The sequence below is a fragment of the Stappia sp. TSB10GB4 genome, assembly GCF_900185745.1.
Taxonomy (GTDB): Bacteria; Pseudomonadota; Alphaproteobacteria; order Rhizobiales; family Stappiaceae; genus Stappia.
This window is the reverse complement of the sequence record NZ_FYAV01000052.1, coordinates 1-15,055: the sequence shown is the minus strand read 5'-3', so window position 1 is coordinate 15,055 and position 15,055 is coordinate 1. Positions and strand designations below refer to the sequence as shown.

Sequence of the window (15,055 nt, the reverse complement as noted above, 5' to 3'; positions counted from 1 at the left end):
TCAGCCTCCCTGCATGGGGGCGAGGATCTCGACCCGGTCGCCGTCGCGCACCTGCGTGTCGGCGCGCTCCTCGGCCGGAACGAAATCGCCGTTGAGGGCGGTGGCGACGATGGCGTCGCCATAGTCGAGCGCCTCGAGGATCGCGGCCAGCGACCCCGGCGCAAGCTCAAGCGGAGCGCCGTTGACGGTTATGGCCATGGAAGAACTCCGGTTCGGTTTCAGGTTCCAGAAGCAGGGCCGCGACCTGCTGCGCCAGCGCCGGCGACAGCAGGTAGCCGTGCCGATAGGTGCCGTTGGCGCGCAGGATCCGGCCGTCGCGCAACAGGCGCGGCAGGTTGTCCGGGAAGGCCGGACGCGCATCGACGCCGGTTTCCAGGATCTCGGCCTCGGCAAAGGCCGGTGTCAGCGTATAGGCGGAGCCGAGCAGTTCCATCATCGAGCGGGCGGTGATGCGCCAGCGCTCGCTGCTCTCGATCATGGTGGCGCCGACCATGAACACCCCCTCGCCGCGCGGCACCACATAGAGCGGGATGCGCGGATGCAGCAGGCGCACGGGCCGCGACAGCGACACGTCCGGAGCATGCAGCACCAGCATCTCGCCCTTGACGCCGCGCAGCTCCGGCACATCCACTGCCGCACCAAGGCCGCGGCAGTCGATCACCTGGTCGCCCGGCGCATCCTGCGGCAGCATGTCCGTGTTGAAGCGCAGGTCGGCGCCGAGCCCTTGCAGCCGGGCGACGAGATCAGCGAGCGCCCGGCGCGGGTCGAGATGGCCTTCGCCGGCGAAGAACAGACCCTGACGGAAACGGCCCGCAAGGTCCGGCTCCAGTTCGGCGATGCGCGCACCGTCGACGCTCTCGTGGCACTCGGTCAGGCGGGCGAAGCGGCGCAGGTCCGCCGTGTCGCGCGGCGGGGCGACGACGAGGCTGCCATTGAGGACGACGCCGCCGACGCGCTGCGACCACCAGGCGATGGCGTCGCGGCCGAGCCGGACCACCGGCTCCTCGGCGCTCTCGCCCTCACACCAGGGGGCGAGCATGCCGCCCGCCCACCAGGAGCAGGAGGCAGGGCCCGGTGCCTCGGCACGCTCGAACAGGGTGACCTCGAACCCGCGCTCGGCGAGCACGGTGGCAACGCAGAGGCCGACGACGCCGCCGCCGATGACGGAGACTTTCATCGTGCCGCCTCCTGCCACAGAGCATGGAAATGGTGCACGGGACCGTGGCCCGAGCCGACACGCAGGGTGTCGGCGGCCGCGATCGCCGCATGCAGCCAGGAATGCGCCTCGGCGACGGCCGCCGCGAGCGGCAGGCCCTTCGCGAGCCCGGCGGCAATCGCCGAGGACAGCGTGCAGCCGGTGCCGTGGGTGTTGCGGGTCTCGATCCGCTCGGCGGTAAAGGCGCGCGGCGGCTCGCCAGCGGCAAGAAGCAGGTCGGTGCACTGCGCCCCTTCGCCGTGCCCGCCCTTCATCAGGACGGCGGCCGGCCCGAGCGCCAGCAGGGCACGGCCCTGCCTTTCGGCCTCCGCCGGATCGCGCACCGGCGCCTCGCCGAGCAGGCTCGCGGCTTCCGGCAGGTTCGGGGTGATCACGGTGGCGCGGGGCAGCAACTGCTCCTTCAAGGCGGCGATCGCCTCCTCGCGCAGCAGCTTGGCGCCGGACTTGGCGACGATGACCGGATCGAGCACCACCGGCCCGGCATAATCGGCGAGCGCGGCGGCGACACAGGCGACGATCTCCGGCGAGGACAGCATGCCGATCTTCACCGCGCCGACGTCGAGATCGTCGAGAACGGCAGCGATCTGGCCGGCGACCACGTCGAGCGGCACGTCGTGGATATGCGTCACCGCGCGGGTGTTCTGCGCGGTGATCGCGGTGATGACGCTGGCGCCATAGACACCGAGCGCGGAGAAGGTCTTGAGGTCCGCCTGAATGCCGGCGCCGCCGCTGCTGTCGGAGCCGGCGATGGTCAGCGCAATGGCGGGGGCGATGGCCGCCCCTCTGCCCGCGCCGCCTGCGGCCTGTTCCGGTTTCGTGTTGCTGGCCACGACGTTCCCGCTCGTGCTGGGCGCGCGCCCGGACAAGGGGAACGACGCCTGCGTCAAAGACACGATCCGGACAGCGGTTTTCGGGAGACGGATGGCCGCGATGTTGCGGCAAGGCCCGGCCTTGCGGCCGTTAAGGCTGACATTCGTTCCCTACGCCGGCATGACCCGGATCAGGTTCAGTGGGTTGACGCGTTGCGCGTCTCTCAGCCGGTCAGGGCACCCCAACGAATTTTGCGGCACGATAGGAGGGAAGGACGGGGACGTCAAGCGGCCCCTGACGTGAGCGATTCTTCGCAGGACTGTTGAATATTCAAGGTGGATATACAATAGTGTCTCCTGGCGAGACCATCTGCCGGAGGCTTCGATGCCGCTTTACATTCGCGATGACGGTGTTGCCGCCCTTGCCGAGGAACTGGCGAAACTGACCAACGCCCCGAGCAAGACGGAAGCCGTTCGAACCGCCCTGCGCCACGAAATCGCCAGGCGGCGCAAGTCCGTGCCGCTGGCCGAAAGACTGGCGGAGCTGCAGGACCGGGCGAGCCGGCTGGGATTGCCCAATCCCGACTTCGACATGAAACGCTTCAGCGACGAGATGTGGGACGAGGACTGATGTTCGTCGACGCATCGGCCATCGTCGCCGTCCTCAACCAGGAGACCGGCTGGGAGCGGATTGCCCAGCGCATGGCCGACAGTCCGAGCCTGTTGCTGGCCTCCCCGCTCGTGCGGTTCGAGGCGGTTCTCGCGCTGGCGCGCGCCGCATCACGCGACAGAGGCGTCCAGCAGCGCTCCGATGCCGAAATGATCGCCGCCGCGCGGGACCTTGTCGACGACTTCCTGTCCGAAATCGGAGCAACCGAGGTTCCCATCACCCGCGAGATCGGAGAAGCGGCCCTTCTGGCGGCTGCGGCCTATGGAAAGATGGTCGGCCATCCGGCGGCCCTCAACTTCGGCGACTGCTTCTCGCATGCCTGCGCCAGAGTCCACGGCACTGCCCTGCTCTACAAGGGTGAAGACTTTGCCCGAACCGATCTCGCCTGACCGGACCTCGCCTACCGCTCGCGCAGGGCGTGGGCGATCTGGTCGGTGACCGGGCGCACCAGATAGGAGAGGATCGTGCGCTCCTCGGTGGTGATGAAGGCTTCCGCCGGCATGCCGGGCACCAGCAGCCCGCCGTCGAGACGCGACAGTTCCTCGTCCGGAATGACCAGACGGACGATGTAATAACGCGCGCCGGTGACGGCATCGCGGGCAAGGTCGGCGGAAATGGTGCGCACATGGGCGGCGAGTTCCGGCGTCGTGCGCTGGTCGAAGCCGGGGAAGCGGACGCGCGCCTGTTGTCCCGGCACGATCTGCGCGATGTCGCGCGGCTGCACCTGCGCCTCGATCACCAGAAGATCGCCCTGCGGCACGATCAACATCAGGGTCTCGCCGGAGGCGACGACGCCGCCGACCGTGTGCACGGCCAACTGGTGCACCGTCCCGGCATGCGGACTGCGGATCTCGACGCGGCGAAGCTGGTCCTCGGCGGCGATCTTCTGCTCCTCCAGCCGGGCGATGCGGGCGCGGGTGTCCTGCAACTGCTCCAGCACTTCGGCGCGGGACTGCTCGTCGATCTGCAGCATCAGGATGCGCCGCTCGCTGATCGCCTCATTGACCTCGGCGATCTTGGCGACGAGCCCGCCATGCTCGCCCTGGAGACGGGTGCGGTCCCGCTGCAGGGCGGTGACGCGGGCGCGGGCGACGAGACGCTTTTCGAGCAAGGCGGTGAGATCGACCAATTCGTCCTCGATCAGGGCAATCTCCTCGCCCTTGGCGGAAAGCTGCGAGTCCAGCCCCTCGATCTGGCTGCGATACTGGACGATCTGCTCGGCGAGCTGATCCTTGCGGCCGGCGATGGAGTTGCGCCGCGCCTGCATCAGGCTCGTCTGGCTCTCCTCGACCAGAGCCAACTGGTCGTCGTCGGCAAGGCCGCGGGCGCGCTCGTTGAAGGTGGCGACGTCAAGTCCGTCGCGCTCGGCGACAAGGCGGGCCTCCTGGGCATAGAGGTCGACGAGCTGGCGGGAGACCACGGCGAGATTGGCGCGGGTCACCGTGTCGTCGAGGCGCACGAGCAGGTCGCCGGCGGCGACGCGGTCGCCGTTCTCCACGGCGATCTCGCGGACGATCCCGCCTTCCTGATGCTGGATGCGGCGGACATTGCTCTCCACCACGACGGTGGCGGGCGCGACCACCGCTCCGGAAATCCGCGCCAGCGCCGCAAAGCCGCCGAAGCCGCCGACCAGTAGCACCGAGACCAGCAGCGCGGCCAGCAGATGGCGGCGCACGCTGCGGGTCAACTGGCGATCGACCGCGGAGGCGGTGCCTGACGCTGCGTTTGTCGTCCTGTCTGCCGCCCTGTCCATCGGGTGGGTCATCTCACGCCACCCCCGACTGCGGCACCGGGGCGACGACGCGCTTCAGCACCTCCTCCTTCGGCCCGAACGCGGCCATGCGCCCGTCGCGCAGGCACAGGACCTTGTCGACGGCGGCAATGGCGCTCGGCCGGTGGGCGATGACGACGACGATGCAACCGGCGGCGCGGATCTCGCGGATGGCTCTGGTCAACGCCGCTTCGCCGTCGGAGTCGAGATTGGAGTTCGGCTCGTCCAGAACCACCAGGAAGGGTTTGCGGAACAGGGCGCGGGCCAGCGCGATGCGCTGCTGCTGCCCGCCCGACAGCATCATGCCTTCCGAGCCGATCAGCGTGTTGTAGCCCTCCGGCAGGCCGGTGACGAAGTCGTGGATGTCGGCCATGCGCGCGGCCTCGACCACCGCCTCGGCCTCCACATCGGGCTCGAAGCGGGCGATGTTCTCCGTCACCGTGCCGTCGAAGAGCTGCACGTCCTGCGGCAGGTAGCCGATGATGCGGCCGCGGTGGGCCGGCGGCCATTGCGACAGTTCCGCGCCGTCGAGGCGCACCGCCCCGTGCAGCGGAGGCGCCAGGCCGACCAGCGCGCGGGCGAGCGTCGACTTGCCCGAACCGGAGGGGCCGATGATGCCGAGGCCGTCGCCGGCGGCAAGCTCGAAGGCAACCCCCTGCACCACCGGCCGGTTCATGCCGGCGGGGCCGCAGGCCAGGTGCTCGACAGTGAGTCCGCGCTGCGGCAGGGGCAGTTCCAGGCGCTCCATGTCGGCGTCGGCGAGCTTGGCGAAGACCTCGCGCAGGCGCCGGCGGCCGAGACGGGCGGCGGCGAAGGATCGCCAGTGGGCGACCGCCTGTTCCACCGGGGCGAGCGCACGGGAGGTGAGGATCGACCCGGCGATGACGACGCCCGGCGACACCTCGTGCAGGATGGCGAGCCAGGCGCCGAGACCGAGCACCGCCGACTGCAACAGGAAGCGCACGGTCTTGATGGCGGTGGCGAAGAAGCCGGACCAGTCCTGCGCCCGGCGCTGTACGTCCAGGAAGGCCTCGTTCTCGCGCTCCCAGCGCTGCATCAGGGCGCCTTCCATCGCCATGGCGCCGAGCGCCTCGGCGTTGCGGCGGCCGGCCTCTTCCACCGCGGCGCGGCGGCTGGACGCCCGCGCCGCCTCCGAGACCGGCTTGCGCGAAGTCGCCTCGTTGAGGCCGATCAGGATGCAGATCAGCACCGCGCCGCCGATGGCGAGCCAGCCAAGCAGCGGATGGAAAAGGAACAGCAGCGCGAAATAGACCGGCATCCACGGCAGGTCGAAGATCGCCGAGGGTCCGGGGCCGGACATGAAGGTGCGAACCGCATCGAGATCCTGCACCGGTCGCAGCTTTGCCGCGCCCGCGCCCAGGCGCAGCGGCAGCCGGCTGGAGACGATGAAGGCGAGGCCCGACAGCCGCGCGTCGATGCGCTGGCCGATGCGCGAGAGGATGCGCGAGCGCAGGCCCTCCAGCAGGCCGAAGACGGCATAGAGCACAAGGGCGAAGCCGCTGATCACCAGGAGCGTGGGAACCGACCCGCTGGCGAGGACCCGGTCATAGACCTGCAGCATGTAGAGCGGGCCGGTCAGCATCAGCAGATTGACCAGCAGGCTGACCAGCGCGACACCGAACAGCGCTGAGCGCACCGCGCGGAAGACCCCGTCCACCGCCGTAGGGCCCGCAAGGGAATCCGTCCTCGATGTGTCCTTGCGCAAGTCTCAGTCCCGACCGCTGTGCATCACCTGATATCCGCTTGCCACGGCATCCTGCGGAAAACTAGCATTTTTCGCTGGCCCTGGGGCGATTAACGCGGTGCTCGGCAGGGATGCGCGGCGCTCCGGCCACCGTCAAACCCGCCGCACGGCGCAGAGGACCGCTTCCTGCGCCTGTGCCGCCTCCACCAGTTCCTCCGCGATCGTCTCGCGCATGTGGCCGGCAATGGACCGGATATCGGCGTCGGAAAAGGCCTTGGGGCGGTAGAGGAACCGCAGCACGCAGCCGTCGCTATAGGTGCGGGCGAAGACCAGCGCCTCATGCGGCAGCGAGGCCCGGACGACCTGCGGGATCGCGTCGAGGGACAGGCCGGCCGGCATCGCCTCACTGACATCGTAGCCGTCGAGCGCGAAGCTGATACCGGTGACCGGGTGGAGATGCGCGTCGTCCGGCTCGCCGATCAGGCGGGCAAGGTCGCGGAAGCAGACATCCTGGTGCTCGCGGGCGGCCTCCAGCAGACGCGACAGGCCGGCGACGATGGCCGGCGTGCTTTGCCCCGCCCCATCGATCCGCAGCGGCACGGCGCTGAACAGCAGGCCCAGCGTGTCCAGCAGTTCCGGGCGGTAGCGCCCATGGGTCGTCACCCGGATGATCAGGTCCGAGACACCGCAATGGGCGGCCATCGCCCGGTAGAAATGCGCCATCAGATAGGGAAAGACGCTGGCATTGAGCGCCCGGGCATGGGCCAGCAGGGCATCGTGATCGACGCCGAGCGGCACGGTGAGCATGCGTGCCGAGAGGTTCTTCCGATCGAGGCCGGAGACGAAGCGCGGCATCGGCGGCGCGGCCGCGATCTGCGCATGCCAGAAGGCGGTGGCGCGGGCGCGGCTGTCACCGGTCTCGGCGGCAAGGACCGAGCGGAACGGCCCGCGCACCGGCACCGGCGCACCGGCCAGCGCGTCCTCGATGTCGCGGCGGATATATTCGCGCGACATGCCGTCGCTGATGAGGTGGTGCATGGACAGGACGAGGCGGCCGGCACCCGACGGGCTGGTCAGCAGCAGGATCCGAAAGGGCCGCTCGCCGCCCAGATCGAAGGTCCGCTCGCCGAAGGCGGTGGAAAGCCGGTCGAACTCGGCATCGTCCGCCGCGACCTCCTCGAAATCGCCAGGACCGAAGCCGGTCGAAACCATGGTCTGCAGCAGCGTCTCGCCGTCGCGGCGGAAGCGCAGGTGGAAGCAGTCGTTGAGCTCGGTCAGGCGCAGCAGGACGCGCTTCAACCGCTCGGCCTCGGCGGCGCGGAACGGCATCTGCAGGATCATGTTGATGGCCGCGCCGAAAATGTCCTTGCAGAAGATGTCGAAGATCGTCTGCTGGCGGCTGGTGAGCGGCCGATAATCCTCTTCCGCCGCGTCCGGCAAGGCGGGGGCGCCGGCCGCATTCCCGTTGTCCGCAGTCTGGCGGAGCTGCCCGCCATTTTCGAGAAACCATGCGGCGATGGCCCGCGGCGTGCCGGCCTCGTAGAAGCGCGGCTGGGGAATGGCGATGCCGAACGCGGTTTCCAGTTGCAGGGCGATCAGGCCGAACATCAGCGAATTGCCGCCAAGGCCGATGAAATCCGTATCGAGGCCGCAGGGCCGGCGCAGCACCTGCGAGATCACCTGCTGAACGTGACGCTCCGCCGGGTCGCCCTCACCCGTCTCGGCAAGGCCCGTCTGTTCCTCGGCAAGCGCCGCAGCCGCCTGCGCCGAGAGGGCTGCGCGGTCGACCTTGCCGTTCAAGGTGACGGGGAAACTCTCGATCCGCCGGTAAAGCGAGGGCATCACCGCCGGATGCAGGGCATCGGAGAGCCGCTCCCGCAGGGCCGGTTGCAGGTCCGGCGCGCCTTGCCAGAACAGGGCGAGCGTCTCGCCCGGCACCTCGGGCGGCGACAGCTTGACGGCAACCGCGCGCGTGACGCCCGCGCAAGCCTCGGCAAGGCGTTCCACCTCGCCGGCCTCGATGCGGATGCCGTTGATCTTCATCTGGGTGTCGAGGCGGCCGAGCAGGAAGAGATCGTCGCCGATAACCTCGCCCCGGTCTCCCGTGTGATAGGCGTACCAGCCCGGCCGGGCTTGCGGGAACGGATCGGCCGTCCCGTCACGGCGCCGGTAACCGTTGGTCAGGTAGGGCGACGCCAGCACGATCTCGCCGCTTTCGGCAAGGTCGAAGGACACGTCCTCGCCGATGGGACGGCCGACCGGATAGAGCGCGCCGCGCGTCGGGCAGCCTTCATCGATCAGGCGACAGAACTTCGCCATCGTGCCTTCCGAGGGGCCGTAGAGATTGTAGATGCGTCCGGCATAGCGGCGACGCAGGGCGGCAACGAGCGGCACCTTCAAAGGTTCGCCGGCAAAGAACAGGGCGCGGACGTCGAGCTGCGGCAGATCGCCGGAGGTCAGCCAGGCGGAGACGATGGAGGGCACCACATGGGCGATGTCGATCCCCTGCGCCGCCAGCCAGTGCCAGCCGGAAGCGATGTTGAACCCGGCCTCGGCATCGGGAATGACCAGCGTGCCGCCGGTCACCAGCGGCAGCAAGAGGTCGCGATACATCACGTCGAAGGAGAGCGGCGTCAGCCAGGACACCCGCGGCGCCACGCAGAAACTGCCGACGAGGCCCGACTGCCAGGCCATGAAATGGTCGATGCCCTCCATCGTGCCCTCGATGGCCTTGGGTTCGCCAGTGGTGCCGGAGGTGAAGGCGATATAGGCGGCCTGGCGCGCGGCGCGCGGCGTGATGCCGCTTGAGGGATCCGGCAGCGGCACCTTGCCGTCGAGCTCCGCGACAATGCCGGCAATCTCCCGCTGGTCGCTCAAGCTGCCGCACCAGTCGAGTAGCGCCTGCTGGCGGGCGAGCGGCAGGCGCTCGTCGACGGGCACGGCGACATCGCCCGAGGCCATTGCGGCGAGAAGGCCGACGCCCGCCTCGATCGACGGGCGGCCGTTGATCCCGACAAGCCCGGGAGCGGAGCGGGCAAGGCCCTGGCGGCCGGCCCTGCGGATCGCCTCGTGCAGGCCGGCATAGGTCAGTCGGCGCGGCCCCTCCTCCATCGCGACGCGGTCGCCCTGATCGAAGGCCAGTTCCTCGATCCGCCGCAGCACGGACTGTGTCATCAATATCTCCCACAGGGCGAGGCCGACCCACAGCCAGAACGGGACGAACGCAATATGGCCGGCAGCGGCCTGCCCGCTTCCGCCATCCGGACGGATTTGCCTTGAAACGGCATGAGCTTACAGAGTGTCCGCGGTTCGGTGGGACCAGGAGAGGGGTAGCACGACAACGTAGCGATGTAAAATTTGCAATGTGACAACCACGAAGGGAAATCGCGACTGACCGGACGCAAGATGGCGGGAGGCAAGGGACCCAGACCTGCATGGCCGCCAGCCGCGCCGGCGCCGGCAACCTCCCGTGGCCCTATCCAGTCGCCCCGCGGACGGTCGGCTCAGCCCGGGCAATCCGACCGGTCGCGGCACTCGACCTCCCGATGCGCAGGCGCGCGCCGCGAGCCGGCGACCTCGACGCGGCTGCGCACGCTCAGGACGTCGGCCATATGCTTGCCGTCGGTGGCGCGGGTGACACGGCCGCGATGGCGCCACAGCAGATCGTCGCGCTCGAAGTCGACGAGTTCGATGGAGATCGCCTCGCCGGGGTCGATGTTGGCGTGATAGGCGACGCTGCGCCAGCGGGTGATGGCGTTGCGGGCAAAGTCCGGATCGACGTTCCATTCCGCCCGGTCGACGAAGGCCGGCACATTGGCGAAATAGAGAAAGCCGGCGCCGTTGAAATCCTGCGAGGGACAGGGAAAGAAGAGCTGTGGCCGGTGATCGGCGGTGGCCGCAGCCCCGTCGTCCCAGATCCACAGGTTGCCGTCGACGCCCGACAGATCCGGTTTGCTGGCCTGCGAGACCGGCGGCAGACCCTGGATCTCGACCCGAACCACCGAGCGGTTCGAGGTCTGGCCGTTGCGATGCACGAAGACGGAGACCATGCGCACGATGCCGAGCAGCGCCCCGCCGATGCTGAGCCGGTGCTCGCTTTGCACCTGGGTGCGCGACAGGCGGAACAGGCTGGAGCGGATCACCAGCGTGTCGTTCTCCTTGGCAAGGTCGAAGCGCGCGCCCTCGATCCGTACCGAGCGGAAGGCAGCATAGACCGTGTGTCCCGCCTCGTCGTAGAAGTCGGGGAAGTCGTGCTCGGCCATGCGCGCAAGCTGGATCCAGTGGCGATGGCCCAGTTCCTTCAGCAACCAGGCTTCGGACAGGCCGCTGAAGGCAAGGTGCGGCATGCCGAGATGGACCCGATGGGTACTCGCCCACCCTGCCGCCCGCTCCCGCTGGGACAGGGCCCCTGGACGGGTTGGGGGATTGTTTCTCTGTTGCAGTGACACGGGACCTGATCCTCCGCGATTTCGAGATCGGACTGTCTCGCCGACCACGGGCGCCGCCTATTCCAGCCGGTCGGTGCCGGTGTCCCTGGCCCAGAGCGGACCGCGGTCGCGGCGCACCTTGCGCATCATCGCGTCGAAGAGCTTGGCGGCGAAGGCATCGCCTGCGATCAGCTCTTCCGCCGCTGCCGCGCTGCGGTGGCGCACCTCGTCGGTGAGCGGGGTGTTGGCGCCGGGCAGCATGCCGGCCTGGCACTGGATCTCGGCCGCGCGCTGCGCGTTGTAGAGCAGCCAGAAGGTGCGCGGCACGTCGCGTTCGCCGACCGCGATGCCGTGGTTGCGCAGCACCAGCACGCTCTTGTCGCCGAGGCTCGCGACCATGCGCGGGCGCTCGTCGGCAAAGACCGTCACCCCCTCGAAGGCGTGATACCCGACCCGGCCGAAGAGCTGCGCGCCGTAGAAGTCGTCATAGGTGAAGCCGCCCTCCTTCAGCGCGATGGCCGAGATCGGCGTCGTGTGCGTGTGGGCGATGCAGTGGATGTCGTCGCGCGCCTCGTGGATCGCCCCGTGCAGGGCAAAACCCGTCCGGTTGGCCGGATAGTCCGACGGCTCGACCAGGTTCCCCTCGACATCGACCTTGACGAGGTTGTCCGGAGTGATCTCCTCGTAGTGCAGGCCAAAGGGATTGACGAGGTAGTGACGATCCGGGCCGGGCACGCGCAGCGAGATGTGGTTGAAGATCATCTCGGTCCAGCCGAGATAGGCGACGAGATGGTAGAACTCGGCAAGCTGCACGCGCAGCCGCCGCTCCTCGGCGGCGATCTCGTCCTGTGCCTCGCCGGACTTGGTGCTGGAAACCGTCTTCAGCATGGCTGTCTCCCGTTCGGATGGGGGCGGGTCCGGCGGACAGGCCACCGGGCCGCAGGCTCTCGTTTCAGTGGGCGTGCTGGATCAAGGCGGTGAGCACGCTGCGGTCGCCGGAAAAACGCTTGCGGCCATGCGCGACGAGGATGTTGTCGAGGACGAGCACGTCGCCCTTCCGCCACTGCACCGGCTTCTCGTTTTCCAGCAGCACGTCATAGATGTGCAGCACGTCCTCGGCCGAGATCTCGCTGCCGTCGCCATAGCGCATGTGGTCGAGAAGCTGCGGCGCCTCCTCCAGCGCCCGCGCCAGCCGGTCGGCGGCCTCGGTGCGGCCGTCGAGCCGGGCCCATTTCAGCGCGGAGACGGGCGAGAAGATGTGGACCTGGTTGAACCAGACATCATCGCCGGAACGCGGGTGCTGACGGGTGGTGGGGCGCACCTCCTGCCAGAGCTGCATCGATCCGTCGTCCAGCCACTCGTAGCGCCAGCCGGATTTCGCGGCGACCTTCTCGGCCTCCTCGCGCCGGTCGGTGGCGAAGACCTCGTGCCAGGTCTTGGGCACGCCCGGCCGGGAGGCGACCTTTTCCGGCAGCGGCAGGTTGCGGCAGAGCTGGACGCCACCATGGGCCTCGAAGCGCTCGCGGACCTTCGGGTCGATCGCCCGGGTGATGGCGCGCATATCGCCGATGGTGGTCTGGCCGCCCTCTTGCGGCGGGCGCTCGCAGAAGAACGAGATCCGGTCCGGCGAATTGTCGGTGTAGGACATCTCCTGGTGCAGCGGGATCGAGTAGGAGCCGGGGATCTCGGTCGCGGTCATGATGCGGCCGTTGACGACCTTGCGCGGCGAGGTGCCGCCGACATAGTCCATCAGGTCGGGCGCGACCACGTCGAGCACCTTCTGATAGTCGCCGGAGGTGTGGACGCAATCGAACCCGCGCAGCAGGACGCCGCCGTTCTCGTCGAGCTGCGCGGAGATCCGGTCCTTGGCATCAGCCAGATAGGCCGTCAGCTCCGCAAGGCCGACCGGGGCACCGTCCGCGGGCGACCAGACCACGATCGGAATGTCGGGACCGAGAGTGCTTTCAACATGCTGCATGGCGCGAACTCCTGGTTGGGGTGGATCGGAAACTCGCTCTAAGGCTTGACCTGGAAGATCGTGGCGAGCGCGGTCGCCACCAGCTTCTTGCGCGAGCCGGCAAGGGCGTAGACATCGGCGCGGCAGACGGCATGGCGGCCGCCGTAGTGGAGCACCTGGCCGTGGCCGACGAGGGTCTGGCCGACGGCGGGCGCGAACATGTTCAGCTTGTATTCGGAGGTGACGACATCGCCGGCGACGGAGGCGGCCGCCCAGGCGCAGGCGCTGTCGGCCAGGAACCCGATGACCGCGCCGTGGCCGAAGCCGTGATGCTGGGTCAGCTCGCGGCGCATCGGGATGCTGATCTCGACCTCGCCGTGGCGATAGGTGTCGAGGCTCGCCCCGACCCAGATCGCAAACGGCGTCTTGCCGATCACCGCCGCGATCGCCTCGCGCGACATCACCGGCTGCTTGTCCTCGGACATGGTCCCGTCTCACCTCGCCTCGGTGGCGAAGGCCTGGAGCCGCGGGCGGCCCTCCTTCGCCTCATCGTCAGTTCCCTCAGTCGTCGCCGCTCGCCGCCTTCGCGGGCTCGGCATCGGAAGCCGGCGCCGCCCGCCTCATAAGGATCGCCAGGGTCTCGTCGAGATAGCGCTTGCGGGTTTCGGCCCGGCGGATCTTGCCGCTTGAGGTCTTGGGGATGGAGCCCGGCTCCAGCAGGACGATCTTGTGGAAGGTCACGTCGGCCTCGCGCAGGATCTCCTGGCGGATCGCCCGCGTCGCCGCGTCGATGTCGATCGACTGGCGATTGCCCATCCGCACCTCCTGAGCGAGAACCAGCGTCTGGATGCCGCTGTCCGGATCCTCGATCGCGAAGGCGGCACCGGAATTGGTCTTGAGCCCCGGCCAGGCGCGCTCCGCGACATATTCGATGTCCTGCGGATAGACGTTGTGGCCGCGGACGATGATCAGGTCCTTGTGGCGGCCCGTCACATAGAGCTCGCCGTCCAGAACGAAGCCGAGATCGCCGGTGCGTAGGTAGCGCTCGCCGTTTTCCTCGCCCTTGATGCGCGCGTGGAAGGTGCGCTGCGAGACCTCCTCATTGTCGAAATAGCCGAGCGGCACATGTGGGCCGGCAACCCAGATCTCACCGATCTCGCCGTCGGGCATGGCGTCGAAGGTCTCGGGGTCGACGATGCGCAGCGTCTCGTCGCGCAGCGCCCGGCCGCAGCCGATCGCCTGCGTCTCGTCCTTCTCGTCGATCGGCGCGAGGGCCGAGCCCCGCGCAAGGCCGGCACGGCTGACCGGGCGCAGGATCGGCACCTCGCTGCGGCTGCCGCCGGTGATCAGCAGCGTCGCCTCCGCCATGCCGAAGCAGGGATAGAAGGTCTGCGGCCGGAAGCCGATGCCGGCAAAGGCCTCGCTGAAACGCTGAAGCGTACCGGCGCGCACCGGCTCGGCGCTGTTGAAGGCGAGCTTCCAGGACGACAGGTCGAGCCCTGCGTCGAGGATCAGGTCGCGGCGCTCGATACACAGGTCATAGGCGTAGTTCGGTCCGCCGCTGACCACCGCGCGATAGTCGCTGATCGCCTTCGGCCACAGCCAGGGCCGGTGGGCGAAGAGATTGGGCGACATCAGGATGCAGAACGTGCCGAGATAGAACGGCTCCAGCACGTTCGCGATCAGCCCCATGTCGTGATAGAGCGGCGCCCAGCCGACATAGGTCGGGCTGTCGTCATTGCCGAAGGCCTCGGCCATCATCTCCAGATTGGCGGCAAGATTGGCGTGGCTCACCATCACGCCGCGCGGCACCGAGGTGGAGCCGGACGTGTACTGGATGAAGGCGAGTTCATGCGGCAGCGCCTCATGCGGGTCAGCCGTCGGCGCTGCGCCTGTCTCGTCGAGATCGACGGCGATGAAGGCGGCACCGCGATAGCTCGGCAGCGGGCTGAGTTGGGCATGGACCAGCGAAGCCTGGTCGAGATTGCTGAACACCACGGCGGCGGCCGCGTTCTCGGCGATGGCATGCACGGTGTTGCGCAGGCGCGCGCCCTTCAGCGGCACCATCGGCACCGGCACCACGCCGGCGAAATGGCAGGCGAAGAAGGCGACGACGAAGGCAAGGCCGGTCGGGAACATCAGGATCGCCCGGTCGCCGGGGCGGGTGTGCTGCCGCAGCCGCTGGCCGTAGATGCGCGCCAGCCGGTGCAGTTCGGCGTAGGTGAGCGCCTCCTGCTCGACATTCTCCGGCCCGAGATAGAGGAAGGCCCGGTCGTCGGGCCGCGCGGCCGCATAGGCATCGAGAAGGCCCCACAGGGTGGGAACGCTGATGCTGCTCAGATCCCGTTGGGGTGGACGGCCCCCATCCGGCGCCGTTTTGCGCCAAGATGATGGTCCCAACACATCGAAGGAGCCGCCCAATGAACGAGATTACGCGCATCGGCATGGACACGTCCAAGCATCTCTTCCAACTCCACGGGGTTGATGCCGCCGGAGAGAC

Annotated in this window: 13 protein-coding genes and 1 riboswitch; of the genes, 2 read left to right on the top strand and 11 right to left on the bottom strand. The window is 68.7% G+C overall.

What is annotated here, in order from left to right:
• From thiS to thiD, 3 genes are read right to left on the bottom strand one after another with little or no spacing between them, the layout of a single operon-like run.
• Complete coding sequence (thiS, locus tag TSB10GB4_RS13490; RefSeq protein ID WP_097175695.1) at window positions 1-198, bottom strand: sulfur carrier protein ThiS; 198 nt, start codon at window positions 196-198, stop codon at window positions 1-3.
• Window positions 167-1,177: a glycine oxidase ThiO gene (gene thiO / locus TSB10GB4_RS13485; protein ID WP_186396181.1), complete on the bottom strand. Its 1,011-nt coding sequence runs from the start codon at window positions 1,175-1,177 to the stop codon at window positions 167-169. The genes thiS and thiO overlap by 32 nt, the downstream gene beginning before the upstream one ends.
• Window positions 1,174-2,046: a bifunctional hydroxymethylpyrimidine kinase/phosphomethylpyrimidine kinase gene (gene thiD, locus TSB10GB4_RS13480; protein ID WP_371328908.1), complete on the bottom strand. Its 873-nt coding sequence runs from the start codon at window positions 2,044-2,046 to the stop codon at window positions 1,174-1,176. The genes thiO and thiD overlap by 4 nt, the downstream gene beginning before the upstream one ends.
• Before the next feature lie 130 nt (window positions 2,047-2,176).
• A riboswitch (TPP riboswitch) is annotated at window positions 2,177-2,280 on the bottom strand.
• A 130-nt stretch (window positions 2,281-2,410) separates the two neighbouring features.
• Between thiD and TSB10GB4_RS13475 the strand changes: the two genes are divergently transcribed.
• Both TSB10GB4_RS13475 and TSB10GB4_RS13470 read left to right on the top strand, forming a co-directional pair.
• Window positions 2,411-2,656 (top strand): type II toxin-antitoxin system VapB family antitoxin, encoded by a 246-nt coding sequence (locus tag TSB10GB4_RS13475; protein ID WP_186387472.1) that lies wholly within the window; start codon window positions 2,411-2,413, stop codon window positions 2,654-2,656.
• Window positions 2,653-3,084 (top strand): type II toxin-antitoxin system VapC family toxin, encoded by a 432-nt coding sequence (locus TSB10GB4_RS13470; RefSeq protein ID WP_244570912.1) that lies wholly within the window; start codon window positions 2,653-2,655, stop codon window positions 3,082-3,084. The genes TSB10GB4_RS13475 and TSB10GB4_RS13470 overlap by 4 nt, the downstream gene beginning before the upstream one ends.
• Window positions 3,085-3,095: 11 nt before the next feature.
• On the opposite strand, the gene TSB10GB4_RS13465 is transcribed toward TSB10GB4_RS13470, so the two are convergent.
• From TSB10GB4_RS13465 to TSB10GB4_RS13430, 8 genes are all read right to left on the bottom strand, one after another.
• Entirely contained in the window at window positions 3,096-4,460 is a 1,365-nt protein-coding gene (locus TSB10GB4_RS13465) for an HlyD family type I secretion periplasmic adaptor subunit (RefSeq protein ID WP_208984778.1), read from the bottom strand.
• 1 nt (window position 4,461) lies between these two features.
• Window positions 4,462-6,144, bottom strand: a complete 1,683-nt coding sequence (locus TSB10GB4_RS13460; protein WP_208984776.1) for a type I secretion system permease/ATPase — start codon at window positions 6,142-6,144, stop codon at window positions 4,462-4,464.
• 180 nt (window positions 6,145-6,324) lie between these two features.
• The gene (locus TSB10GB4_RS13455) at window positions 6,325-9,345 is read right to left on the bottom strand and encodes an AMP-binding protein (protein ID WP_186396179.1); all 3,021 of its coding nucleotides are present in this window, start codon (window positions 9,343-9,345) and stop codon (window positions 6,325-6,327) included.
• Between the two features lie 329 nt (window positions 9,346-9,674).
• Window positions 9,675-10,619: a Pnap_2097 family protein gene (locus TSB10GB4_RS13450; RefSeq protein WP_256376455.1), complete on the bottom strand. Its 945-nt coding sequence runs from the start codon at window positions 10,617-10,619 to the stop codon at window positions 9,675-9,677.
• Between the two features lie 57 nt (window positions 10,620-10,676).
• A complete protein-coding gene (locus tag TSB10GB4_RS13445; protein WP_186387468.1) occupies window positions 10,677-11,486 on the bottom strand; it encodes a class II aldolase/adducin family protein in 810 nt (269 codons plus the stop codon).
• A gap of 64 nt (window positions 11,487-11,550) precedes the next feature.
• Window positions 11,551-12,576 (bottom strand): TauD/TfdA family dioxygenase, encoded by a 1,026-nt coding sequence (locus TSB10GB4_RS13440; RefSeq protein ID WP_186387467.1) that lies wholly within the window; start codon window positions 12,574-12,576, stop codon window positions 11,551-11,553.
• 38 nt (window positions 12,577-12,614) lie between these two features.
• Window positions 12,615-13,040 carry a PaaI family thioesterase gene (locus TSB10GB4_RS13435; RefSeq protein WP_186396178.1) on the bottom strand — a complete coding sequence of 142 codons (426 nt, stop codon included), beginning with the start codon at window positions 13,038-13,040 and terminating at the stop codon, window positions 12,615-12,617.
• Between the two features lie 76 nt (window positions 13,041-13,116).
• Complete coding sequence (locus TSB10GB4_RS13430; protein ID WP_186396177.1) at window positions 13,117-14,955, bottom strand: fatty acyl-AMP ligase; 1,839 nt, start codon at window positions 14,953-14,955, stop codon at window positions 13,117-13,119.
• Between the last annotated feature and the right edge of the window lie 100 nt (window positions 14,956-15,055).